Source organism: Pseudomonas oryzihabitans (assembly GCF_032027545.1).
Lineage (GTDB): Bacteria > Pseudomonadota > Gammaproteobacteria > Pseudomonadales > Pseudomonadaceae > Chryseomonas > Chryseomonas oryzihabitans_F.
The window spans coordinates 10714-33340 of sequence record NZ_JAVSJB010000001.1 but is presented as its reverse complement, the minus strand read 5'-3'; the positions used below and the strand labels follow the sequence as shown (position 1 = coordinate 33340).

At 61.0% G+C, this 22627-nt stretch carries 27 protein-coding genes; all 27 read left to right on the top strand.

Going from position 1 to position 22627, the window contains the following annotated elements; genetic code table 11:
* The first annotated feature begins 31 nt into the window (after positions 1-31).
* The 27 genes from tssA (at position 32) to RND78_RS00050 (ending at position 22517) form a co-directional block, all read left to right on the top strand.
* Positions 32-1084, top strand: a complete 1053-nt coding sequence (gene tssA / locus RND78_RS00180; RefSeq protein WP_312725036.1) for a type VI secretion system protein TssA — start codon at positions 32-34, stop codon at positions 1082-1084.
* 878 nt (positions 1085-1962) lie between these two features.
* Positions 1963-2154, top strand: coding sequence for a hypothetical protein (locus RND78_RS00175; protein WP_312725035.1), 192 nt, complete (start codon positions 1963-1965; stop codon positions 2152-2154).
* Between the two features lie 51 nt (positions 2155-2205).
* Entirely contained in the window at positions 2206-2397 is a 192-nt protein-coding gene (locus RND78_RS00170; protein WP_312725034.1) for a hypothetical protein, read from the top strand.
* 160 nt (positions 2398-2557) lie between these two features.
* Positions 2558-2941 (top strand): GNAT family N-acetyltransferase, encoded by a 384-nt coding sequence (locus RND78_RS00165; protein WP_312725032.1) that lies wholly within the window; start codon positions 2558-2560, stop codon positions 2939-2941.
* Positions 2942-3302: 361 nt separating this feature from the next.
* Entirely contained in the window at positions 3303-3692 is a 390-nt protein-coding gene (locus RND78_RS00160; protein ID WP_312725031.1) for an FUSC family protein, read from the top strand.
* A 24-nt stretch (positions 3693-3716) separates the two neighbouring features.
* Positions 3717-4418 (top strand): FUSC family protein, encoded by a 702-nt coding sequence (locus RND78_RS00155; RefSeq protein WP_312725030.1) that lies wholly within the window; start codon positions 3717-3719, stop codon positions 4416-4418.
* Between the two features lie 324 nt (positions 4419-4742).
* The gene (locus RND78_RS00150; RefSeq protein ID WP_312725776.1) at positions 4743-5603 is read left to right on the top strand and encodes a ParA family protein; all 861 of its coding nucleotides are present in this window, start codon (positions 4743-4745) and stop codon (positions 5601-5603) included.
* A 1-nt stretch (position 5604) separates the two neighbouring features.
* A complete protein-coding gene (locus tag RND78_RS00145; protein WP_312725029.1) occupies positions 5605-6306 on the top strand; it encodes a DUF2786 domain-containing protein in 702 nt (233 codons plus the stop codon).
* A complete protein-coding gene (gene dnaB / locus RND78_RS00140; protein ID WP_312725027.1) occupies positions 6303-7715 on the top strand; it encodes a replicative DNA helicase in 1413 nt (470 codons plus the stop codon). Before RND78_RS00145 ends, dnaB begins: the two co-directional genes overlap by 4 nt.
* Positions 7712-8302 (top strand): hypothetical protein, encoded by a 591-nt coding sequence (locus RND78_RS00135; RefSeq protein WP_312725025.1) that lies wholly within the window; start codon positions 7712-7714, stop codon positions 8300-8302. Before dnaB ends, RND78_RS00135 begins: the two co-directional genes overlap by 4 nt.
* A 364-nt stretch (positions 8303-8666) precedes the next feature.
* Positions 8667-8990: a hypothetical protein gene (locus RND78_RS00130; protein ID WP_312725023.1), complete on the top strand. Its 324-nt coding sequence runs from the start codon at positions 8667-8669 to the stop codon at positions 8988-8990.
* 1 nt (position 8991) lies between these two features.
* Positions 8992-9381, top strand: a complete 390-nt coding sequence (locus RND78_RS00125; RefSeq protein ID WP_027601808.1) for a hypothetical protein — start codon at positions 8992-8994, stop codon at positions 9379-9381.
* The gene (locus RND78_RS00120) at positions 9378-9617 is read left to right on the top strand and encodes a hypothetical protein (RefSeq protein WP_007160909.1); all 240 of its coding nucleotides are present in this window, start codon (positions 9378-9380) and stop codon (positions 9615-9617) included. Before RND78_RS00125 ends, RND78_RS00120 begins: the two co-directional genes overlap by 4 nt.
* On the top strand, positions 9614-9892 hold the full coding sequence (locus RND78_RS00115) for an Arc family DNA-binding protein (protein WP_145154955.1): 279 nt from the start codon (positions 9614-9616) through the stop codon (positions 9890-9892). Before RND78_RS00120 ends, RND78_RS00115 begins: the two co-directional genes overlap by 4 nt.
* Entirely contained in the window at positions 9889-11637 is a 1749-nt protein-coding gene (locus RND78_RS00110; protein ID WP_312725018.1) for a ParB family protein, read from the top strand. The genes RND78_RS00115 and RND78_RS00110 overlap by 4 nt, the downstream gene beginning before the upstream one ends.
* A 37-nt stretch (positions 11638-11674) precedes the next feature.
* Entirely contained in the window at positions 11675-12451 is a 777-nt protein-coding gene (locus RND78_RS00105) for an STY4526/YPO1902 family pathogenicity island replication protein (RefSeq protein ID WP_312725016.1), read from the top strand.
* Complete coding sequence (locus RND78_RS00100; RefSeq protein ID WP_312725014.1) at positions 12448-13743, top strand: STY4528 family pathogenicity island replication protein; 1296 nt, start codon at positions 12448-12450, stop codon at positions 13741-13743. The genes RND78_RS00105 and RND78_RS00100 overlap by 4 nt, the downstream gene beginning before the upstream one ends.
* Complete coding sequence (locus RND78_RS00095; protein WP_312725013.1) at positions 13740-14477, top strand: hypothetical protein; 738 nt, start codon at positions 13740-13742, stop codon at positions 14475-14477. The genes RND78_RS00100 and RND78_RS00095 overlap by 4 nt, the downstream gene beginning before the upstream one ends.
* Positions 14470-15267: a PFL_4669 family integrating conjugative element protein gene (locus RND78_RS00090; RefSeq protein WP_312725012.1), complete on the top strand. Its 798-nt coding sequence runs from the start codon at positions 14470-14472 to the stop codon at positions 15265-15267. The genes RND78_RS00095 and RND78_RS00090 overlap by 8 nt, the downstream gene beginning before the upstream one ends.
* A 5-nt stretch (positions 15268-15272) precedes the next feature.
* The gene (locus RND78_RS00085; RefSeq protein WP_312725010.1) at positions 15273-15848 is read left to right on the top strand and encodes a DUF3158 family protein; all 576 of its coding nucleotides are present in this window, start codon (positions 15273-15275) and stop codon (positions 15846-15848) included.
* Between the two features lies 1 nt (position 15849).
* Positions 15850-16314, top strand: coding sequence for a single-stranded DNA-binding protein (locus RND78_RS00080; RefSeq protein ID WP_312725008.1), 465 nt, complete (start codon positions 15850-15852; stop codon positions 16312-16314).
* A 433-nt stretch (positions 16315-16747) separates the two neighbouring features.
* Positions 16748-16996 (top strand): hypothetical protein, encoded by a 249-nt coding sequence (locus RND78_RS00075; protein WP_312725007.1) that lies wholly within the window; start codon positions 16748-16750, stop codon positions 16994-16996.
* A 44-nt stretch (positions 16997-17040) separates the two neighbouring features.
* A complete protein-coding gene (locus RND78_RS00070) occupies positions 17041-17301 on the top strand; it encodes a hypothetical protein (RefSeq protein WP_312725005.1) in 261 nt (86 codons plus the stop codon).
* 100 nt (positions 17302-17401) lie between these two features.
* Entirely contained in the window at positions 17402-17602 is a 201-nt protein-coding gene (locus RND78_RS00065) for a CrpP family ICE-associated protein (protein WP_312725003.1), read from the top strand.
* Positions 17603-17699: 97 nt separating this feature from the next.
* Positions 17700-18680 carry a hypothetical protein gene (locus RND78_RS00060; protein WP_312725001.1) on the top strand — a complete coding sequence of 327 codons (981 nt, stop codon included), beginning with the start codon at positions 17700-17702 and terminating at the stop codon, positions 18678-18680.
* Positions 18673-20553: a hypothetical protein gene (locus RND78_RS00055; RefSeq protein WP_312725000.1), complete on the top strand. Its 1881-nt coding sequence runs from the start codon at positions 18673-18675 to the stop codon at positions 20551-20553. The genes RND78_RS00060 and RND78_RS00055 overlap by 8 nt, the downstream gene beginning before the upstream one ends.
* On the top strand, positions 20550-22517 hold the full coding sequence (locus tag RND78_RS00050) for a DEAD/DEAH box helicase (RefSeq protein WP_312724999.1): 1968 nt from the start codon (positions 20550-20552) through the stop codon (positions 22515-22517). Before RND78_RS00055 ends, RND78_RS00050 begins: the two co-directional genes overlap by 4 nt.
* Positions 22518-22627: the final 110 nt, after the last annotated feature.

Here is a 22627-nt window from a genome sequence, read left to right as displayed (position 1 = left end):
ACAGCAAAAAATCGCAGAGGTCTGGCAACACTTGCTGGCACCGCTGGCGGAACCGACGCCCACTGGCGTCAACCTGAAGCACGGCAACGCCCTGCATGACCTGCGGCGCCTCCGAGAAGAGGATGATGCGAGCCTGCCTATGGGCGTCTGGCAGAGAGAACTCAAGCGAAGTGACTGGCACCAGGTCGAGGCCTTGGCCTGTTCGCTACTCAGCAGCCAGAGCAAGGACCTGCAGGTGGCCGCCTGGCTAGGCGAAGCCTGGATTCATCGCTATGACCTGCTGGGCCTCAGCTCGGCATTGGAACTGCTCGCCGAACTGCTCGAACGCTACCCCGATACGCTCTACCCGAAGGGACCGGATGGCGACATGGACTGGCTGGCAGGCCCCTTGTCCTGGATCGCCAAAAACTATTCACAATTGGCGCACATGAAGATGGAGCTGCCAGGCAAGGACGAGGAGCGTTCCGGCATCACGCTGTACCTGTGGGAATCGACCCAGCAGCGCCTGGTCCTCCAGGGCGGCGACAGCAGGCAGAAGCAAAACCAGGCCGAGGCGCAGCAGCAGTATCGCGAACTCTGCGAAACGCTCAGCAGCCTGCCGCTGGAGAGCCTACTCATGCAGCGGCACCTAGTCGAAGAAGCCCAGGCACTCGTCAACCGGCTGGAGTGCTGGATCGATGACCATCTCAGCGATGACCCACCGTCGTTGCAAGCGCTGCATGATCGACTCAGCCGTTGGCAGCGCCTGCTGGAGGAAGCCATGAAATTGCATCCAGACCAGGTCGAGCCCGAGATTCAGCCCCCAGACCAAGAACCCCTAACCGGCACAACGGAAACAGCGATGAGTGACAAGGCTATAGAAGCGGCCAATCCCTATTCGCGCCAACAGGCCTACCGACAGCTCAAGGACATCGCGAACTTCCTCCGCCAGACCGAGCCACACAGCCCCGTCCCCTATCTCTTGGACACCGCCGTTTCCTGGGGCAACATGACGCTGCAGGAGTTGCTGCTGGACATCCTGTCGGCCGGTATCGACGAGCGCAAGATATGGGAAAAGATCGGGGTCATCCCCAAGCAGAGCTGAACCGGTTCGCCGATAGGCCTGCGTTGTCTCCCGAGTAACATCTAGCGGTTTGGTTCTGGTCGCACTGCGCGACAAGCACGAGACAGTAGGACACACGCCGCCAAGGGAGTGGCCTGGCCACCGCGATGGAGGTGGCCATTGCTAGGTCTCACTCGAATCCAATCCAGGTGGTTGACGATGCAGCCTAACAGCGCCACTTGGATCGGTTCAGGAACAATGGCATTTCCAAGTTCACGCATCACCGCCTACGCCTGGCTGAGTGCGGAGGCGTCTGACGGAGGCCGGGTACTAACTAACGTCAAGCTACTCACCACCAAACTAACCGAAGTCCAGGTCTGCTTCGCTACGCCGACGCCACCAACGGTCAAACCATCCTCACCTCCAACCCCACGACCAGATCCCTTGGGTAAGCTTTCCGATACCAGAACCCACCCCTGGTAGTACTAGCGTACGCGACGCTATCGCCTGGTCTGCGCAGCTCGACAGCTGCGCTTCTACCTCAGTGCTCTTTCCCCGATTTTATAGGTTCTGACTTCTTTCCCGAGACGCGACTGACGACCAGGTGATGAATCAGCAAATAGACTGCAACACCCAAAGTACCAACAAGCAGCATAAGACCGAGCTTTTCGTGTGCGAACATCAAAGGCACCCCCGCAGTAGACGGTAGAGACATGGCTGCTTATGTCTGTAATTAAACAAACAATTTGAGCCTAGCCCTCGACCTTCAAAATGCAAGGCCGGATATCGCATTCGCTCGAATCACCTAGTTGTCTACCAAGGGCAACCTGGTATCGCTACCGCGCGCGGTGCTGCTACCTATCGCGGTGTACCTCACCATCAGCAACTGCAAGGAAACACCTCTGCCCCGGAGCTCTCCGATGCGCCGGGCCTCCCTGCTACTCAGTTCCGCCGGCCCTGGCCGCCAGCGACCTGCAGGTGGCTTCTCCCCTGCGATCGATGGCTCCTCCGCGCTCGACGTGGTGACCAATGGCATCGACTCCGCCCATTACCAGGCCCTGGTAGCGGCCTATAGCTTTACCAGCAAGCCCGTCGCCCCTGCGCCGCCGTGACCTTCCCGGCAACCAGGGCGTGCTGGTCCGGCTAATAACCGCTACGCGATCATGCCCAACAAGTTCATGGTCATCGGCGGCCAGGCGGTGGAGACCGGCTCCTTCGACCACACCCAGACCGCCGCCGAGCGCAGCGCCGAGAACGCTCTGCTGCTGCACAAGGTGCCGTACCTGGCGCGGGCCTATATCCAGGACTTCCAGAAACGCTGGAACAACGGCCAGCCGCTCAGCCCGCGCTATTGAGCTATGGCGGTTCTACCGTCAGGAAATCGACCAGGGCGCTTCCGCTTGTTATGTTGATGCATCATCAGCGCGCCACGTAGCTGACATCCACATGAAGCCTAGCCTCACACCCACAAACTCATCTGATGCGGATGTACTGGTGAGCATCAGGATTGCCGCCATGCGCGACAGCCTGGAGAGGATTGGGCGCTTTGATCCCCAGCGTGCCAGAGAGCGTTTTTTGGCGTCTTTCGACCCTATGCTGTGCCACTTCATCGAGATCGATACGGTGAGGGTTGGATTTTGCGTAGTCCGTCCTTTGCCAGATCTGTTGCACCTTGATCACCTTTACCTCCTGCCTGAATACCAGGCGAAGGGAATTGGAGGTGCGGTGATGACCCTGATTACTGTCGAAGCTGACGCTAAAAACCTCCCAATCCAGGTAGGTGCCTTGCGTGGCAGCAAAGCTAACTCCTTCTATCAGCGACACGGCTTCGAGCAGGTAGACGAGGCAGAGTGGGACATCTATTACAGACGCCAACCCCGCCCTGGAACGGAGCGCTAGATCTAGGCCTGACTGGCCGAAGCCCTGGCCCTGGCCAACGACAGGCCCGCCGTCTTCGCCGCCTAGGCCTACACCCATAACCCGGAGCGGGCGTTCCGGATGGTCAAGGTCCGGGTTAACGGGGAGCTGATTTCGTAGCCCCCTTCAGTGGATAAAAGCCTCCTGACTCGGCCGTGAAGGCGCTCAGTCGGAGCCCTACCTGACGCCGAGCGGCGATACCTGCTCGTGCATGGGAAAAAGCACGAGTAACTACCCGGATTCGCTGGATTTTCGGTCAAGCCGTCCCGTAAGGGGTCATTGCTGCCGAAAGTCGATCAGGCGCTGTAGCATAGGTAGTTATCACGGCAATCATCAGGGACCCATGCCACCCTCCCAGGCGCTGTCGGAATTCAAGCAGTTGCTGCGGGATCTCGCCGGAGATCTCCGGCAGTTCGGTCGTGATCGCCGCCGCCTGATCGACGAAGTCGAAACCCTGGCCTCGGTACTGCTGGCGATCCTTCTAGGCCACTTGGCCGAGGTCCAGCATGTCGGCTGGGCGGCCTTCAGTGGCTATATCGTGATGAGGTCGAATGTCCGCGATAGCTTCGCTCGTGGCTACCTGCGGGTGCTGGGTACCTGTATCGGCGCCGGAGGAGGCTTGCTCGTCCTGCGTCATCTGCACCTGCAAGCGCACGAACAGGCGGTACTGCTGGGCATCGTGGGGAGCCTCACACTTTATCTGACCCTCGTGGGGCGCCACGGTTACGCCTGATTGCTGGGGGGCCTCACCTACGCCATGGTCATCCTGGCAGGCCTCCAGAGGCCCGATCAGATCGAGCTATTCGCCTGGTCACGCCTGCTGGAAGTCGTGCTCGGCACCTCCGCTTGCGTGCTGGTAAGCGCCCTGTCCACCTATGCCATACGCAACCGCTGGTTGCCCAAGATACCGGACACGGCGACGGCAGAGCCGCTTGCCCTCGCCTTCTGGCAACCCTCAGCGCTGCGCCATGCCGTGCAAGGCGGCCTTGCCTTGGCGTTGTTGTCACTAATGGCAGCATGGAAGATCAACGTGGATATCAGCCAGGCGGCCATTACCATCCTGGCCGTCATGGTCGTTCCACCCGATAGGCTGGGCGACGCCAGCAAGGCAGTGTCCAAGCGGCTATTGCATCGAATGCTCGGCTGCCTCCTCGGCGGTGGCCTGGCCGCCCTTCTGCTACTGGTCAGCCAGGACAGTCTCTGGCTGACCCTGGCGGGTGTGGCCATAGGCGTGCTGATCGGCCGACATATCGAAAATGGGCCGCTCGGTATCGGCTATCTCGGTATGCAGTTCGCGCTGGCTTTCCTCGTGGTGATGGTGCCTGACCACTATGATCACCTAGACCCTGTAGCGGGGCTGGAGCGACTGGGCGGTATCCTGCTGGGCTTTGTCGTACTGGAACCACTGTACTTCGCCTCGACCTGGCTGATCAGCCGGCATTCAGCCGGCAGACGCTAGCGACTATCTACACCAGGCAGCCCTAGGCCAGGGCTTGACCAGGCCATTCTCCGCAGCAGCGCTGCCTGGCCACAACTTGAAGCCAGGAGTTACTGGAGCACTTCAAGCAGGACAACCCGCTTCTTCCCGAGACATTCGCGATGCCAGAAACGCAAAAACCCTCCTTGCGGAGGGTTTCTGGTGAAGATGGTGGGTCGTGTGGGATTCGAACCTACGACCAATTGGTTAAAAGCCAATTGCTTTTGACCCACCATTGCACCCAGGCGCGACGCGCCTCTCAGTGAAAACAAGCGGCCTCTAATGAACCCATTAGAGGCTGCAAATTTGAAAACCACATCTGCGATTTCGACCAAGGGCGGTACAGGGAAAACCACCAAGACCGCCAACCTAGGCGCGTTCTGTGCCGATGCGGGGCTCCGCACCCTACTGATCGATCTGGATCCTGTCCAGCCTTCCCTCTCGTCCTACTACGACCTCGTCGAGCCTGCTCCCTGCGGCGTCTTCGAGCTGATCGCCAGCAACGAGACACGTCTCGACCGCATCGTCTCCAAGACGAATATCCAAAATCTGTCGCTGATCTATTCCAACGATCCGCACAACCACCTGATCAACCTCCTCCTGCAGGCACCTGATGGCCGGCTTCGCCTGGCTCATCTCAAAGACATCTTCCAGGACGACTTCGACCTGGTGCTGATCGATACGCAGGGCGCCCGCACCGTGCTCCTCGAGATGGTGATGCTCGCTTCGGACCTTGCCGTCTCCCCCCTCCCCCCTGAAATGCTGTCCGCCCGCGAATTCAACCGCGGCACTCTGCAAATGCTGGACGGACTCCGACCCTATGCCCGCCTTGGGCTGCCGGTACCGCCCATCAAGGCCGTAGTGAACGGTCTGGATCTCACCTCAGACGCGCGTCAGCTGAATGCGACGATTCGTGAGACCTTCCGGGGCCATTCCGATATCCAGGTCATAGATACCGTCATCCCCGATGCAGTTGTCTATTGCGAGTCGGCCACTCATGGGGTGCCTGCACACCGCCTGGAGTACAGGCAGCCCAGCAACCGTCAGGCACCCGCTGCCCTGCAGGTCATCCGCAACCTCGCCATCGAACTCTTCCCTGAATGGGCTGATCGCTTCACGGCCCTAGACGAAGCTGTCGTGCATGCCCTGGTGAAAGAGGGCAAGTGAGATGGATGCCAACAAGCAGAAGATCCTGGAGCGCGTCGCTAAGTGCTTCGCCCTGGCCAAGGACGCCGGCGCCGCGCCGAATGAAGCTGAGATCGCGCTGCGTCAGGCGCGCAAGCTCATGCAGCAGCACAACCTCATGGACGTTGACGTCCAGGCAGTGCTCGCCAGCGAAGCAGTCGTTGCCACCGGCACCCGCAAAGCACCCGCCCATTGGCTTCACCAGCTCGCACTGGTGTGCGCCCAGGCATTCGATTGCGATCCCCTGGCCTATCGCGATCAGCGCCTGGGATGGGCATTCAAGTTCGTCGGTATCGGTGTCGGGCCTGAGATGGCCAGCTACGCCTATTCCGCGCTTCACCAGCAGCTCCTGGCCGCGCGCAAGGTCTTCGTCCGCAGCCAAACTCGCTGCAAGCTGGCTACCAAACGCCGTCGTGGTCAGGTCTTCGCCGAAGGCTGGATCGAAGCAGTCAGCGTCAAGGTCCACCAGTTCGCCAAGGGCAAACCAGATGAGACCCAGCGCGTCATCGACGCCTACCTGGCCGTTCACCATCCGGACCTGACCACCGTGGAGCTTGAGCATCTCGAGGCCAAAGGCCACGACGTGCGGGCGCGCTACCAGGGCTACGAGCTGGGAACTCAAGCTCAGCTCCACCGCGGCGTCGGACAGCGCGGCGACCAGATAGCGCTGGGAGGTCGGCCATGAGCGTAGTGCAGCTCCTGGAAGCCCCCTCCCATGATCTCTCCGTACATGTCTCAGACGCTGAGCGCGTAGCAGCCAGTTTGGTCCCGCCTCACTCTCAAGAGGCCGAGCAGGCCGTACTGGGCGGACTGATGCTCGACAACAGCACCTGGGACCTGATCGCTGACGTATTGCTGGAGGAAGACTTCTTCTTCCGGCACCACCAGCTCATATTCCGGCGAATCGCCCTGCTCGCCTCTCAGTCGCGGCCCTTCGATGTCGTGACCCTCGCCGAGGTGATGCCCGACGTCGACGAGGTGGGCGGCCTTGCCTATCTGGGGACCCTGGCCAAGGACACCCCCTCGGTGGCCAACATCGTCGCGTACGCGGAGATCGTCGCCCAGCGAGCCCATCTGCGCCGCCTGATCCTGCTGGGCTTTGCCAGCAGCCGCGAGGCGTCAGCACCAGGTGCCAATGCCGCCCAAGTGCAGGAGCAGACCGAGCAGCGGCTGTTCGCGCTTGGCCAAGACCGCAAGGGCGCCGAGTTCTGCAACGTCACTGCAACGTTGAGCAAGCTGATCGACACCATCGACGAGCGCTTCAACAACCCTATGCCGGTGACGGGCGTTCCCTCAGGCCTGAACGATCTGGATGTCCTCACCTCGGGATGGCAGGACACGGACCTGATCATCGTCGGTGCCCGCCCAGCCATGGGCAAGACCGCCTTCTTGCTCAACTGCATTACCAGGGCGCTCCAGCATACGCAGAACAAATCGGTGCAGGTCTACAGCCTGGAGATGCCGGCGGAGCAGCTGATGCTTAGGCTGGTGGCGATCATCGGCCGTATCGATGCCACGAAGCTCAAGAGCGGCCAGCTGGAGGACGAGGACTGGCCGAAGCTGACCATGGCGGTCAACACCATTAACAGCTTTGGCGATCGCCTGGTCATCGACGATGAGGCTGGCCTGTCCCCCACGATGCTACGCGCCAGAGCCCGTCGTGCCGCGCGCCGTTTCGGTCCGCCCGCGCTGATTCTGGTCGACTACCTGCAGATGATGCGCTGCGATGGCCAGGAGAATCGTGCCAACGAGATCGCCGAGATATCCCGCTCGCTCAAGGCGTTGGCCAAAGAGATGAAGTGCCCTGTGATCGCACTTTCTCAGCTCAATCGGGGACTGGAATCTCGGCCGAACAAGCGGCCTGGCCTTGCCGATCTGCGTGAGTCCGGCGCCATCGAGCAGGATGCGGACGTGATCATGTTCCTGTACCGCGACGAGTACTACCACCCGGAAACCGAGTTCAAGGGCATTGCTGAGCTGATCGTTGGCAAACACCGGAACGGCGAAGTCGGCACGGTCCGCGCAGCCTTCATCGCCAAGCAGACGCGCTTCGAGAACCTGAGCGCGCAGGCTTGGCAGGAGATGAACGCATGATCCCGCTGATCGATTTCACCACTGAGTCGCTGATCCCGCTGCTGCACAAGCTCGCCATTGAGGGGTTGGAAAAATCACCCTGCCCCTCTGCGTGGTGGATGGAAGACAGCTTGTGGATCGAGGACCCCTGGCTTGCCGCGGGCCTGAACATCGAGCTGAATCACCTACCTCAACAGTTGAAACCCAACGACTGGGCAAACCTGCTGGTCACGCAGGGGCTGATATCGCGGCCGCAACGCTATGTACTCGATTACGACTCGAAGTTCGGAGGTCGCGCGCGCTGGCGTCATCTCGTGCGGGTCACCCAGGACGTGCTTCCCATCAACGTCATCGAGGCTGCCTACCCATGGCATCTCTACGAGATTCAGGACCATCCATTCATGGAATGGGGAATCCCCGGGGATACGCATGCCACACGTCCTCTGACGAGCCACTGGCGTTTAGGTCTGCTGCTTCCCGATCCCGCCACGCTTGATTCGCATCGTCGGCCGTCTTCAGTCCTGCCAGTTCCTCATGCAGTGATAGCCACTTATCACGAGGCGATAGTTGCCGGATCTGATCGGGCAGCCAGGAGTGACGCTGAATGAGCGCGTACTCGATGGCTTCCAGACCTGCCAATGTCCAGCCTCGGGCTAGAGCTAACGCATCACCCAATGCGCAAAGGCAGAAGGTCTGCTCGTACCACTCACGCGCGGCGATGTGCTCATCCTGGCCAAAGCGTGCCTCGGCCTCTGCCCATATCGCTTCGGCCAATTCGCTGTACGTCTGTACCTCTCTAGGTTTCATGCCGGACCTCCTGTGGTCTGGGTGGGTTTGGTTGGCACCGCCGACCTTACCACCGGATGCGTCCGGCACCCTTTCGCGCCCGGCGGCCCCCGCCGCCAGACCGGTGCTTCTTCCCTGCCCTTTCCCTCGATCGTTCGCCGGCGGGAGCCGGCTAGGAGCTGCTCGATGAGCCCGCAAGCCATGTTGTCTGGGGTTACTCACCAGTGCCGCAACTGCGGCCATCACCTCTGCCGCCGCCCCCTCACCGCTGATGAGTTCATAGCCTGCAGCGTCTGCCATTCGCTCGACGTGGAGCGCTTGCAGATGTTCGATCAGCCAGCACCGGGGCCCTTCCACGACACCACCGTCGTCTTCCGCGTCGCCGGCTCCCGCAATGACGCGGCAGGGCTGATCAAGACCCTGGACCTGCTGTTCAAGGACGATGGTCTGGCCGAGATCGTCGCCATCGAATCGGGCAACCAGCTCCAGCACCGGGCGGGAGGCCAATGACATGCTCTCCCATCACACCCCTGAACAGGATCTCCCTTCTCACACCGATCGCGAACGTGACCGGCAGAGGCTGGATGCAGCGCTGAACGACTTCCTGGCCAAAGGTGGCCAAGTTGTCGAAGTGAAGCCCACCGAGCGCGCCGTCGGGGGCCCGAGCTTCGTCATCAGCGCGCAGCGCGAGGAGCTTCGCCAGCTGGCCGAGGCCAAGCCGGCAACCGAAGTTTCCGACGAGGACCTGGTGCGGCTCCTTCGAGCCCGCGCCTTGCTCGGGGATACCCTTCGCACCGCGTCCAAGCGCCTGCAGCAGCCCCTGGAACGCTGTCATGCCCTTGCTCGTGCGCATCGCCTGCCTTTCAAAGTGGGGTACGTGAAAGGAGGTAGCCGCACATGACGACGCCCGCCCATGCGCTACGTGGTGCCAATAAGAACCTGCAGGACCTGGTGGCCTTCGCCTTGGACGAGGGCTGGATCGTCGCCCGTACCAAGGGCGGCCACGTCAAGTTCTTGAAAGTTGGCTACTGCCCCATTTTCACGTCTTTCACGCCCAGCGATCGCCGCGCCGGCCTCAATGCCCGCGCCCAGCTGCGCCGTGCCCAGCCTATGAACGAATTGGACCAGACCCTATGACTACCGCAACCAAGCGCAAGCCATCCGTACGGAAATCTGCAACAGAGGATGAGAAGTTCGTCGTCCGCTTTCCAAAGGGACTGCGTCCCCAGATCGCCGAGGCGGCCAAGCAGGCCCATCGCTCGATGAACGCCGAGATCATCATCCGCATGGGCCGCACGCTCGAGCTAGAGGATGAGGTGTTTCGTCTGCAGCGGGTGATCGACCAGCTGCTGGCCGCGAATGATGAGCCCAGCCGGCCCGCCGCTCGTAGTGCTCAGGAGATCCACGCATGAGCAAGCCCAGCAACGAAGCAGTCACTCAGCGTCTATTGGCCGGCGGCTTCGCCGGATCGAGCACTCCTGTCGCACGCCTGGCGGATCCGATCAAGGAAACGCCCATGGTCCTGACACTGGATGAGTTGGCCCCTTACAACCGCAACCCTCGAACAACCCGAAACCCGCAGCACGATGAGATCAAAGCATCCATCCAGGCAAGGGGATTGGACACTCCTCCGCCAGTCACCAGACGGCCGGGTGAAGATCACTACATCATCCGTACTGGTGGCAACACCCGTCTGGCAATCCTCAATGAGCTGTGGAAGGAAACGCGGGACGAGCGTTACTACCGCATCCATTGCCTGTTCCGTCCTTGGACCGACCGTGGCGAGATCGTCTCGCTGACCGGCCACCTCGCAGAGAATGATCTGAGGGGTAATCTCATGTTCATTGAGCGCGCAGTCAGCATTGATGCAGCTCGGGAGCTCTATGCTCAAGAGGCGGGGAAGGACATCTCCCAACGTGAGTTAGCGCGACTGCTAAAGGAAGATGGTTACTCGATATCTAACTCCCATATCAGCCGAATGCAAGAGACGCTACGCACTCTATTGCCGGCAATTCCCGGATTGCTTTATTCAGGACTGGGTAAGCCGCAGATCGAGAAGCTGCTTAATTTGCGCAGTGCTGCTCTCAAGGCTTGGATCAGCTTTAACGGTCATGAAGCTGACTTCGAGCTGCTATACCAAGATGTCCTCAACAGCTTCGACGGCCCCACTGACAACTTCGTATTTGAGACCATCCAGGACGAGCTGATCGGTCAAATCCGAAGGACTCAAAATGTCGGCTATGAGGAAGTACTCAAGGCTGTTCTGGACCATCAGGACAGCAGCCGGCGCTCGCAGCTTGTTGGTGTCCAGGTGCCCGATGGTCTGGCTCCGCAGGTTCCTGCTACCGGTGCTCTACCTCCCGCGCCTGGCAACAGCCTTACGCTGGAAAAGTCTTCTGGAACGCCCAGCAAGCAGAAGCAGGGAGCGGTCTCCCCTTCCACACCACCGCCACACCCTGAGCGTACCGGTGGCTCCGGTGCAGTCGACACTACTCCGCCGCAGCACACTCTGCCGGATCCCGAGCAGCTCTCTGAAGAAGAACGAGCCGCTCGCCTGAACGGCCACATCGTCACGCCCGATGGCATTGGCCAGAAGGTAAGGGACGTTCAGCGCCGCATCGCGGCCGAGCACGGCGAGACCCTGCCTGACTTCAACAGTGATGCCCTGCGCGCGATCCCTGTCCAAGCCGGCGGCCTGCATGCCATCTCGGACGTCTGGTACATCGAGCGCAACACCGATACCCCTGAGGAGTTGCGTAAGGGCCTGCGAACGCTGGTCTTCGAAATTGCCCAGCTGTGTGACGTTCCTGGTGAGCTGCTCAAGCCCACCGATTTCGCACTCGGCTTCACGCTCTCTACCCCTCAATCAGAGCTGACCGCACGTGGAACAACGTCTTGGCAATTCCTGCAGTCGTTGACGGGCATGTACAGCTACGTGGTGTCGCGTGATCCAGAGACTGCCGAGGAGCTCAAGGCAAGCATCGCGGAAGAGAACGCGACCTTTGCCCTGAACCTGGGCCAGTTGCTCCTTGGCGATCCCCTTTTCGATAGCAAGCCAGCCAGCACCGAAGGCCGCATGACCGATGCCGCCGTCGTGAAGCTGTTCAGGGTGATCCGTCTCGCCCGCCGGCTGATCGAACTCGAGGCCGGGCAGTAGCCCGGTCACCTTCTGGACCTGCATTAGGAAGTCGCATATGTCCACGAAGTACAACCCCATGAACCAGGCGCTGATGGATCAGATCCTCCATCACCTGCGCAACGGCCAGGTCCAGCGCTGCCTGGACATTGGCCTGGACGTTGAAGTCTTGAACCTGCTGCGTCAGCCCCAGGCTCACAGCATCCTGAAAAATGCCCCGGCGCGCTGGTGCAAGGTCCAGATCGATCTCGACATGGTCAAAAAGCTCCTGGAGAACTGCGAGCGCGATGAGCGCGAGACCCGCCTCGTGCATCGCGCCATCCAGTTGGGCGCTACCAACGGGATGATCCGCGAGTTCTTCGGCATGGCCCCCAGCGAGATCAGCGTGGTGCGCCAGCTTCTGAACGTCCCTGGTCGCTCCGGCCGGGTGGCAGGGCTCAACGATACCGATCAGGTCTGGTATCGCTTTCTCGACCTCATGAACGCTCACGAGGTGGATCACAAGGACGCCATCGCTCTGCTCGACATCTGCATGATGATCACCGAGGAGTTTAACGGCCCCTTCGAGTCCATCAAGGACAAGCACGACCAGATCACCCTCGGCCTCATCTGGAATCTCGTACAGACCTGGCTCAACGAAGGCCTCTACCCACCCAAGATCGCCCGGGCACCGCTCTTGCTGATTTCCGATGCGAGGAAGCGGCGAGACCGGCAACTCGGTGAGGAGCAAGCCGTCGACGATGCCCTGCCCCAAGCGCAAGAAGAGGATCAGTCCGCTGCCCTCGGGCAAATGAGCTTGATCGAGCTGGATTCGGCAGAAGGCGACAACAGGTGAAAACCACTGCTCCACGCGGCTCCCATCTACTCGGTCGCGCCCTGGACGTTGCAGCGTCACACCTGAACGTCCATGTCCAAGCCCAGCGCGACTACAAGCAAAAAACCGGCGAAGACCTACCCAAGGAATTCGCCGGCATCGTTTTCAGTGGTAACCCTCACGAGACCGTTCCTCGTCGACTGCTGCTCGATGATCGGCTCTCGCCCCTAGAGCGCAATGCCTGGCAGGTGTTCCGCCTGCTCATGAACGGTGATGGCGTCACTGCCTTCCCGACCTACGACCAGCTGCGCCCCTACCTGGGCAACAACCCGGGCCGCCCTGCTTCGCGTGAGACCGTGGCCAAGGCCCTGACTGTACTGCGCCTGACTCGCTGGCTGAGCCTCGGCCGCCGCGTTCGCGACGCGATCACCGGCCAGGTCCAGGGCAACATCTACATCCTGCACGACGAGCCCGTGGCCTACTCCGAGGCCATACAACTCGACCAAGATTTTCTCCCCCTAGTAGCTAACGGCCTCGAGCACTCGAACAGCTCAATCCGCGAGATCGCCGGCCTGACTTTTGACGAGATGCTTGTCAGCGAGACCCAGGACCTACCCACTCGCGTGGAGGTGTTCAGAGAGCGCTTCCGCGCACAGGGACTCGAAGATCCGGCGCGTGCAGCGACGCCACCCGCTGAGTTCGGATTCCGAACTCCGGTTTTGGCAGCTATGGATCACCTGAGTTCGGATTCCGAACTCAGTCAAAAAAGCATAGGTGATCAGGCCTTGAGCCTCAGTTCGGATTCCGAACTCTGTGAAAATCAGGGGGTTTCACCCTTAGTTCGGAATCCGAACTCATCTAGTACGTATACGAATACAACTACTGATGTATCTAAAAGCTCTGTACTGCGCGAGCAGGCAGACGCGGATCTTGTGTGGCCTAGCGCCTATCAGCTGATGACGTCGGAGCAGCAACAGCGAGCCCAGCTCGTGATCCTGGCTGTTCCCGCAGACATACGGGTGCTCTTGGTGAAGCAATGGGGCGTCCGCTGCGTCTCGGGCAAGGTAGCAAAGCCCTTTGGCTACCTGATGAAACTCATCCAGAAGGCCCAGACCGGTGACTTCAACGCCGATTGGCAGCCCGCCGCAGTTCAATCCGCCGCTTCAACCATGCCCACCCAGGCCCCTTCGGTGCTGACGATCCCGAGATTCGAGCCGGCCGCTGTCCAGCCAAAAGCTGTAGCCGATGCTCAGACTGGACGGGATGCCTTGAAAGGCCTCAGGAAGCTAATAGGGCGTGGAGGCGTTGAATGATCGATCATTATTTGATTCGCATAACTGCCACCTCGATGGCCATGAGTGTTGCCACTGGCAACACTCCAGCGGTGAAGCTCCAGGGTGTTGCCACTGGCAACACTCCAGCGGTGAAGCTCCAGGGTGTTGCCACTGGCAACACTCCAGCGGTGAAGCTCCAGGGTGTTGCCACTGGCAACACTCCAGCCGTGAAGCTCCAGGGTGTTGCCACTGGCAACACTGCAGCCGTGAAGCTCCAGGGTGTTGCCACTGGCAACACTCCAGCCGTGAAGCACCAGGGTGTTGCCACTGGCAACACTCCAGCGGTGAAGCTCCAGGGTGTTGCCACTGGCAACACTCCAGCGGTGAAGCTCCAGGGTGTTGCCACTGGCAACATTCCAGCGGTGAAGCTCCAGGGTGTTGCCACTGGCAACACTCCAGCGGTGAAGCTCCAGGGTGTTGCCACTGGCAACACTTCAGCCGTGAAGCTCCAGGGTGTTGCCACTGGCAACACTGCAGCCGTGAAGCTCCAGGGTGTTGCCACTGGCAACACTGCAGCCGTGAAGCTTCAGGTTGTTGCCACTGGCAACACTCCGGCAATTGGTGGTCAGCGCATCACGCCTCCGCTGGGTATCCATAAAGCTCACCAGCAACCTCTTCGCACCCAAATACGGTTTTCCGCTGCCCGCCAGCGCCAGTCTCGGCACCCTGCCCGAGCGTCATCTCACAACCCAAGGAATCCTTCTCATGGCTGATACCTTCCAGCTCAACCTGGGCTCGCTCAGATCGAGCGTCAATCTCACCCTGCATACCCATCATGCTTCCCGCCTCTGGTTCGGCCGGCAGCGCTCCGACAACAAGCCCGGCATGATCGGCTTGTCCGGCTTTTCCAACATCATCAACCGCATCTCCGCCGGCGCAGCCAAGGACGATCCCTACTCCGATCTCTTCCTCCTCATCATCGAGGACAAGATCGAGGAGTCCGAGCAGCAGCTGACCGCGATCGACGAGCGACTGGACCAGGTCATGGCCATGCTGCCCAAGCAGCTCGACGTGGGGACCAATCTGTCGATCCAGCCGCTCAAGCTGCCGCTGTACCTGAACTCGCCGCTGGCCTTTAAAGGCGTGTACCTGCTCACCCGCTATGACGAGCTGGTGCGCCGGATCCTTCTGGCCGCTCATATCGGCTTGATCGACAACGGCTCCAAGGAAGCCTGGCTGGACGAAGGCGCTGCCGTCCTTCGCCGCCTGTACGGCGTGGGCCAGCGCTACAAGGGCTACAGCGGGGCGTCGCGCGACGACATCGCCGCCAACAATGCCCGCGCCACCAACGCCCAGCAGATGTACAGCTTCCTGGAGATGCCCAAGGACGTCCTGGAGGGGACCCGCCGTAGCAAGTTCGCCCCGGCGATCCAGCGTCCCGGCGATGTCCCGGCCAGCTCCAGCAATGGCGACGAGGGCTTCGATGGCGACTCCGCCGACGAGGATGAGCATTTGAGCGCTATGACTAGCGCCCAAGCCGTCCCCGAGATGAGTGAGGCCTGATCGCCATGGCACTGCAACAGTCCACTCAAGGTTCGAAAACCGCAGACCTGCAACAGGCCGCCTTCCAGCCCCTGCAACAGGATGTCTTCGCGAACCTGCAACACGCTCCCTTCTACAAAGGGCTTTTAAAACCCTTTAAAGGTAAGGGAGCACTGGACCAATTAGCCGAGCAGTGCCGTTCCCTTGAAGCCGACCTGAACACCCTGGCCCAGGAGCGGATTCTCGCGCAGGCCCATCGCTTCCCCTTCACGCTCTTGCCGATTCGGATGACCCACCAGCACACCTCCGCGGGCCCAGTCTTTCTGCGCTGGCAGCAGAGTGGGACACGAAAGATGGGCGTGGGGCTCTGGGCGGACCTGTGCCGCCACGACCTGGTCACCGAAACACTGCTCCAGGACCTTCACGCCATGGAGCTGCAGCGCATTGCTTTGAATATGCAGATCAGCCTGGTCCATGCCATCGGCCGGCAGGCCGCCGAGTGCGCCGAGAAGATGGCCCAGGCCGATGCCGTTTACACCGAACAGCTGCAACAGATCATCCAATCCCGCGGCGAAGACGCCGCATCCCAACAGGAGGCCTGACATGGGCACAGCAGTAGTATGGGAAGGCAACATCGGCTCCGCACCCGAGTACAAGCGGTTTCAGAAGGACAACCAGGATCCGCGGCACCTGCTCCGGCTGAACGTCTATTTCGATAACAGCATCCGCCTGCAAGATGGCTCCTACGAGGATCGCGGCGGCTTCTGGGCCAACGTCGAGCTCTGGCACCGCGACGCGGAAAGCTACAGCCGGCTGTACCAGAAAGGCATGCGTGTGTTGATCGACGGCCGGGCGGTCTTGGATACCTGGAAGGATGGCAACGGCGAGGAACAGGCTGCGATCAAGGTCCAGGCCAACCGGATTGCGTTCCTGCCTCAACGCATCGAGTCCATCACGATGGGCCAGAGCACGGGGCAGAGTCAGGCGCGCCCGGCCACGACTGGTTCGGCAGCTGCTCGCGCTCCGTCACCCACCGGGGACGGCTTCGACGACGATATCCCCTATTAGAACTCCTGAAAAATTTGCGCCCCTGCGGGAAGCTGCTGGATAGCTGCACTCATTCAGCGTGATCCTGCAGCACCCATGGTCACCGCAGGGAAGGAAGCTGATTAGTGAGAATACCTCGCAAACAGCTTTGACTTGCGAATGAGAATTGATACTATCAGGTCAGCCGGTCGCGAGATCGGTCGAGATCTAGGGGTCCTGCGGTCGGACCTTTGGGTTATCTGCTCATCAGGCTAATCACGGTTTGGGCCCGGCACTGCCGGGTCTTTTTTTGTCCGCGATTTGGCATCCATGATAGGTCGCGCCTCAACGTGACGCTGCTGGAGGAATTCAACTCACCCCCCGCCTCACTTCAGCTGCGCATCAACTCTGATGTGCAAGCTAACTCGCAAAAGCTAATCAGCTAAGATGCTGAGTAGGGTGTCAGAGGACGCATATGTCAAACCATGAGTTCGAAGCTGAATTCGCAGAGCAATTTGCGGCCTTGCGCGCTATCTGTATCGAGATAGAGGCCATAGACGAACGAATCGAACTTCATGAGCAGACGATTGCTTCGGAGCGCCGCAAGCGACGCGTGTTGAGCGACAAGTTGATGGAGGCCAAGATAGCCATGGCGGAATGGGAAGTTGAGCAGATGGCTAAGGCTAAGCAGCGGGCAGCTCAACAAGCGGGCAGCAAGGGCTGAGTCTCAGCAGCTTATGAAGCTTGGAGGACCGCGGAGGGCCACTTATGACTGATGACGCTAGCTATCCTGGCTTTGACAAGCACATGCATGCCATTCGCGAAGTTCGCGCAAAAATGGATGATATTCAGGCGAGGATTGACCACAAAAATCTTGAAATCATGCTTGAGCAGCGCAGGCTTCAGGAGCTCAATATGGAGCGCATGCAGATCGAGCGGGCATACTGGGAGTGGGACCATCAGGAGCGGAAGAAACGCAGGCACGACGCATTGATCGAGGTTGAAATGCAAGAGCAGATGCCTGACTGACGTCGAGTATCGCCTCCACTGATCCCACGGCAGCTCGATTTTTGTCGCGCCCCTACGTGGATCCTCCGGTTCGTTTTAGTTCGCTCAGCGTGGAGCTACCGTGCCGGTCGAAACTCGCCCCGATATAGATACCACTTGCTCGCACGCGAGCAACGCCCCACATGCCCGAGCGCATCGTGAAGGCGCCGAAGCAGCAAGGACCGGCGCCGCTATTCACACCTGCCCTTATCGAAGTCCTGGCCTGCGGACCTCATGGCTTCGGGGGTATGCCCGAGCCCAGCAGCAGAGCTTTGACTTCTAGGTCAACCTGTTCGGGCCTGGATAGGGTTTCACCTTCCTCAGACACCTGACTCACCGCGACCCTAGACCTTTCTGCTTTTCGAACGAAGGTCTACGCGATGTCTCCTCTGACAATACTCTGCTTGCTTATCGTCACGGCCTTTGCGACTAGCGCCGCAAGGGTGCTTGGGCCTTACAACTACTTCGCGTCTACTGAGGTTCAATCCCTGATCAATCTCGGGTTTAGCGGTATAGCCGTCGCATGGGGAGCGTTGGTAGGTATCTGGACATGGAAACTAGCCGCGAAAGCGCTGCTTTTCACACGGCAGAAGGTTCAGGATTATCGGCGGCGGAAAGAAGCCCAAGAGTGGTACGTCGAAGCCCTTGGCGGGAATATCAATCAACACCAAGTCAACCTCATCAATGAGCGGCTGACCTATGGTGATCGCTGGGAAGCGGCGGAAGGATTGCTCAGGGCCTACTACGGCCCTGGTATCGAAACCAGCGACATCCAGCGCCTGGATGACCTCGCGGATCGCGGCTGGCGAGTAACCGGCAAGCTCCAGGTCGACGCCCTTTGCTTGAGCCTTGCCGGCAGGCATCAGATCTACACTCCACTGCGGCTGCTGCCCCAGCACTCGAAAGCACCCTTACCGGCCTCGCCTCCTTCTCCTTCACCCTTGAAACCCTTCCGTGAGAACGATCCCTGGTACTCGCCCGATATCCTGAAATTTTTTGCCGCGCGAAACACCTTCACGCTGTTCCAGCGGCATGGCGGCATCGATCTCGACTGGACGCGCAGCGAAGGACAGCGCACGCACCCTATTTCGCGCGATGACTGCCAGGCCATGCTCAAGAGCATGCAAGCCTGGGTCAGGCGGAAAACGTCCGAGGCCGAGGCGACGGCGTTAGGCACTGACCTCGAGTACGTACGACACGACATTGCCCATATCACCGAGGCGCTCGCCCGTGAGCAGCATCGGCATTGTCACAGCGTCATGTGGGAAGCAACCAGGGACGATAATCGGGAGCGCGACAAGGACGAGCGCCGGGCGGACGAGTATTGCCATCGGCTGTATTCCGGGCCTGCCGATGAGTGAACTCCCCAATGCATGCAGAGCTTCCAAGTTCAGCGAGCGGCAGCTCGCCGTTGCTCATACCTGGGCCTCGCACTTCAAGATCGACGGCCTAAAGCGCGACACCTTTATCGACCATTACCTTCGCTCTACGCGGTTCACTCGCTGCTGGTGTGTGAGCGTCCAGGTACCCGACCGGGAAAGGCCGGTCACCATCCTTCGCCTGGGTGACTTGGTGCAGCTCTACGATGGGGTCAGCATCCGGGCGAAGAAGGTCAAGGCCATCGACCGCATGCCCAAGCGAAAGCCGGCGGAGCAATCGGCCCTGCGCTTGGCCAGGTACCTGTTACTGCCTCACATCAGCTGGCCGCTCCAGCCGCTGATGACGTCATTCTGCGACTCAGGCCGATCGGTTGCCAGGCAGTTGGCCTGCGACGATCTCGGGGCCTTCGGGAAGGCATGGGACATCGATGGCCATAGGCACAACCGCTATTTCAGTCCCCGGACGGCCTACTACCTCACACAGATCGGCGCAGCGCTCAAAGCCTTTCTCGCGGCACTCGATCAACCGCGACTGTTCGCGATCCGCTCCGCGAACTGCCCTTCGGCTGAACTCTACAACTGGCTGTCGCGGGGCAATACCGAACGACGGCATCAGGCATTGCGGTCACAGCCGATCCTGCTGCCGCTACTGGTGCTGTGCGAGGACGACGACTGGCCTGTAGGACGCCGGCACTTCGCTAATGCACCAGTGCAGCTACAGGCATCGCTTCGGCTTTATCACCCTAGCGACTCAACCCTAAGCGAGATGCTACTTGGCGCTGCTGTAGACGCAGGGCTACCTCTGGTGCGGTTGCTCGCCTGGGTGTTTGGGACACCAGGCGCCTCGATCCGTTTTCTGGGAAGCGTCCGCCCCAACTGCGCCGGCACCGCCCTCAGCCTCATCAAGCGGGAGGGGCGTGGCTTGGGATGGCTAGGGCTGCTGGTGGGCGCCCAACTAGGCAATCGCCGACCTCAAAACCGCCGTGACTGGCGGGCCATCCATGAGCTGCACCGCTGCGTGCCCCACAGCGCCGCTGGTGCCATCGACTGGTCGCGTCTACTCGCCGGTACTCCGACGGCATGGGATGACCCCCGATGGCCAGGCATCCGCGCGACGCTGACGGACGTCAGGGAGCTGCTCAGCGCTGTGTGTGATGAGTCACCGAGTGCCCAGCGCGCCGCCAAGGGCCTTGAGGATTTTCTTGGACGTAGCTCCTACGCCCAGATCGCCCGCCTGGTGGGTGACTTCCACGAGGCCATGACCAGGGCCCGGGAGTTTGCCGACAGCCAAGGTCCGCTTCGGGAGACAGATGCGCACACTCCCTGGCCGCCGCTGCTGAGCAAGTCGCGCACCGTCGATTGCCCGAATGGCCTGCAGATCCTGGAGCTGGTGTGTCCTGCTGACCTGATGAATGAGCACCTCGCCCTGGGTCATTGCATCGATAACTACGACTATCGCGCCTATTCCGGCGCCTGTCGGCTGTTCTCCGTCCGGGAGTCAGGCCGCGCTCTGGCCTCGGCGGAGCTGGTCATGCCCCTCGAACGGCTCACCAAGAGCGCCCAGACGCAGCGGCTGACTCGCTCGCCCAGCGAGCTACAGGTGGTACAGCTGCGCGGACGCCTCAATCGGGCCATTGCAGGTGACGAGCCTGCAGGGGTTGCGTTCGACTGGTTCATGACCGCCCTACGGCGTGGCCGACTGTCGGTCACCCTGGAATGGCCCGATGTCTCGCAAACCATGAGTCGATTCGCCAAGGATGCCTGGCGTATGCACTATCAGCGATTCCTGTGGGAGTGGCTGACGCACCGTTTGGGCCTTGCTGACGCTGTCGCCGGCCTGGCTCACACGGCATGAAGCGGCCCTCCCTTCGCAATACCTCAGGCACATCCCAGCTCCTGCAGCGCGCCGTGTTCGACGGCTATGATTTTGGCCTCAAGATGCCCTATCTGGAGGGGGCCAACCGCCTGCTGACGGGCCGGGGCGGCACCTTCATTCGCCGCGGCGAACATCCGTTGTCCGGGTATTGGCGGCTGCCTCAGCGGCGGCTGCTGGAAGACCTGGACGTTCTCTTTCACCAGCTGGGTGAGCTGGCCGATGGTCGCTTTGCTCAGGACTGGTCTGGATTCAGCCGCAAGATCGCCGACGCCCAGGCAGATGCCCGGCGAGACCTTTTCATCTGGGGCATGCGCCTGCGCATCGCGCCGCTGTCCGGGGGCGGCGTGGTGCTGTCCGGGGACTATCACCCGGGATGCGTCGCCGTGGCCAAGCGCATGCACGGCGCTTTCTTGTCCACGAGCCGCGCATGGCGGGTGCCAGCCTCGCCCGAGATCGTGCGCAGCAACCTGATCCTGGAGCTTGGACTGCTCGAGGAGCAGTTCGAGATGCTCGACGTGCTCCAGGAGCTGCTGTCCGATGGCTCGGTCAGCGCCGCCCGTGACGTCACCGCGATGTCGATTGGTGGACCGCCCCAGGAGCGAAGCGCGGCCTCAGTCGACGAGGACAGTGCTGCGGACGTCTACCTGGCCGCAGTGCCTGACATCGCCAAGACCAGCTGGACGCTGCACGCCATCGAGGCCGAGCTCAAGCCGTATTCGCTGATGTCCCACCAGCCCGCTGGGATCCGCCACCTGCTGCAGCGCACCAGCGCACTGCTGGCCGATGACATGGGGCTGGGCAAGAGTCGCCAGGCGGTGATCGCCGCCGGCATACAGTCCGCCGGCCACCAGATCCTGGTGGTGGTCCTGGCCAGCCTGGTGATCAACTGGGAGCGGGAGATCCTGGCGGTCTATCCGGACGCGCGAATCGCCCGGCAGCGCTATCAGGCTGAGGCCCAGTGGGTGATCGTCAACTACGAGCGCCTGGGGGACTTCGTCGCGCTCGCCGATCAGTTCGCGGTGATGATCATCGACGAGGCCCACCGGCTGAAGGAGCCCACGGCCGCCTGGACGCGCAACGGCTTCGACATCGCTGCCAAGGTGCCCAATCGCTACCTGCTGACCGGGACACCGGTGCTCAACCGAGAGTCGGAGCTCCACACCCTGCTGCGCCTGTCAGGCCATCCTATCGGGCAGCTGCCGCTCAAGGACTTCTGTGAGCGCTTCGCCGGCAGCTCCGAATTTCGCCAGGGGCTGCGCGCCGAGATCAGCGACTGGATGCTACGCCGGCGCAAGGACGTGCTGCCCGACCTCAAGGGCAAGCAGCGGCAGACCGTACCGGTCGTGCTCGATGAGGCGCAGCACGCCGAGTACAACGCCATCCGCAATGCCGATCAGCCGGTGTTCGCGCGGCTGGGTCGGCTTCGCCAGCTCCTGGAGCGCGTGAAGGTGCCGGTGGTGATGGAGCTGCTGGGCGAACTGGATCCCGAGGACAAGGTGATCCTCTTCTGCGAGTACAAGGAAACGGTTACCACGCTGCAGCAGCTGTGCGAGGCTGCAGGGCTTGGATGCGTCACCCTGGTGGGCACTGATAGCCTGACGAAGCGGCAGCGAGCGATCGATCGTTTCCAGCAGGACGCTGATTGCCGCGTTTTCATCGGCACGACGTCGGCGGCCGGGACCGGCAACAACCTGACCGCCGCCAACTACGTGTTCTTCCTGGGATTGCCCTGGACGCCCGGCCTGCAGGACCAGGCCGAAGATCGGGCCTACCGCAATGGCCAGCGGCGGCTGGTGGTGGTCAAGATCCCACTGGTGGAGAACAGTATCGATCTGCAGCTGTGGCAGATGCTCCGGGACAAGCGACGGATTGCCCAGGACCTCATCGAGCCAGTCGCGGTCAATAAGGCTCAGGAACGACTCGCCAGAGATCTATGCCCGTGAACGACATGCACAGAGCCCAGGCGTTTGTCGCCCGGCTGGAGCGCGAGTTTCCACACTGTAATTGCCTGATGAGCGCAGTCTGTCTCGATGGGGGAGCTGCGCTGTGTGTG

Excerpts from the sequence above, each read along its gene's own strand:
- RND78_RS00075 (WP_312725007.1), top strand. The coding sequence starts at position 16,748 with ATGTCAAACCATGAGTTCGAAGCTGAATTCGCAGAGCAATTTGCGGCC.
- RND78_RS00115 (WP_145154955.1), top strand. The coding sequence starts at position 9,614 with ATGACTACCGCAACCAAGCGCAAGCCATCCGTACGGAAATCTGCAACA.
- RND78_RS00145 (WP_312725029.1), top strand. The coding sequence starts at position 5,605 with ATGGATGCCAACAAGCAGAAGATCCTGGAGCGCGTCGCTAAGTGCTTC.
- RND78_RS00095 (WP_312725013.1), top strand. The coding sequence starts at position 13,740 with ATGATCGATCATTATTTGATTCGCATAACTGCCACCTCGATGGCCATG.
- RND78_RS00110 (WP_312725018.1), top strand. The coding sequence starts at position 9,889 with ATGAGCAAGCCCAGCAACGAAGCAGTCACTCAGCGTCTATTGGCCGGC.
- RND78_RS00060 (WP_312725001.1), top strand. The coding sequence starts at position 17,700 with ATGTCTCCTCTGACAATACTCTGCTTGCTTATCGTCACGGCCTTTGCG.
- RND78_RS00170 (WP_312725034.1), top strand. The coding sequence starts at position 2,206 with ATGCCCAACAAGTTCATGGTCATCGGCGGCCAGGCGGTGGAGACCGGC.
- RND78_RS00160 (WP_312725031.1), top strand. The coding sequence starts at position 3,303 with ATGCCACCCTCCCAGGCGCTGTCGGAATTCAAGCAGTTGCTGCGGGAT.
- RND78_RS00175 (WP_312725035.1), top strand. The coding sequence starts at position 1,963 with ATGCGCCGGGCCTCCCTGCTACTCAGTTCCGCCGGCCCTGGCCGCCAG.
- RND78_RS00070 (WP_312725005.1), top strand. The coding sequence starts at position 17,041 with ATGACTGATGACGCTAGCTATCCTGGCTTTGACAAGCACATGCATGCC.
- RND78_RS00130 (WP_312725023.1), top strand. The coding sequence starts at position 8,667 with ATGAGCCCGCAAGCCATGTTGTCTGGGGTTACTCACCAGTGCCGCAAC.
- RND78_RS00155 (WP_312725030.1), top strand. The coding sequence starts at position 3,717 with ATGGTCATCCTGGCAGGCCTCCAGAGGCCCGATCAGATCGAGCTATTC.
- RND78_RS00120 (WP_007160909.1), top strand. The coding sequence starts at position 9,378 with ATGACGACGCCCGCCCATGCGCTACGTGGTGCCAATAAGAACCTGCAG.
- RND78_RS00125 (WP_027601808.1), top strand. The coding sequence starts at position 8,992 with ATGCTCTCCCATCACACCCCTGAACAGGATCTCCCTTCTCACACCGAT.
- dnaB (WP_312725027.1), top strand. The coding sequence starts at position 6,303 with ATGAGCGTAGTGCAGCTCCTGGAAGCCCCCTCCCATGATCTCTCCGTA.
- RND78_RS00055 (WP_312725000.1), top strand. The coding sequence starts at position 18,673 with ATGAGTGAACTCCCCAATGCATGCAGAGCTTCCAAGTTCAGCGAGCGG.
- RND78_RS00105 (WP_312725016.1), top strand. The coding sequence starts at position 11,675 with ATGTCCACGAAGTACAACCCCATGAACCAGGCGCTGATGGATCAGATC.
- RND78_RS00135 (WP_312725025.1), top strand. The coding sequence starts at position 7,712 with ATGATCCCGCTGATCGATTTCACCACTGAGTCGCTGATCCCGCTGCTG.
- RND78_RS00085 (WP_312725010.1), top strand. The coding sequence starts at position 15,273 with ATGGCACTGCAACAGTCCACTCAAGGTTCGAAAACCGCAGACCTGCAA.
- RND78_RS00050 (WP_312724999.1), top strand. The coding sequence starts at position 20,550 with ATGAAGCGGCCCTCCCTTCGCAATACCTCAGGCACATCCCAGCTCCTG.
- RND78_RS00090 (WP_312725012.1), top strand. The coding sequence starts at position 14,470 with ATGGCTGATACCTTCCAGCTCAACCTGGGCTCGCTCAGATCGAGCGTC.
- RND78_RS00080 (WP_312725008.1), top strand. The coding sequence starts at position 15,850 with ATGGGCACAGCAGTAGTATGGGAAGGCAACATCGGCTCCGCACCCGAG.
- RND78_RS00165 (WP_312725032.1), top strand. The coding sequence starts at position 2,558 with ATGCGCGACAGCCTGGAGAGGATTGGGCGCTTTGATCCCCAGCGTGCC.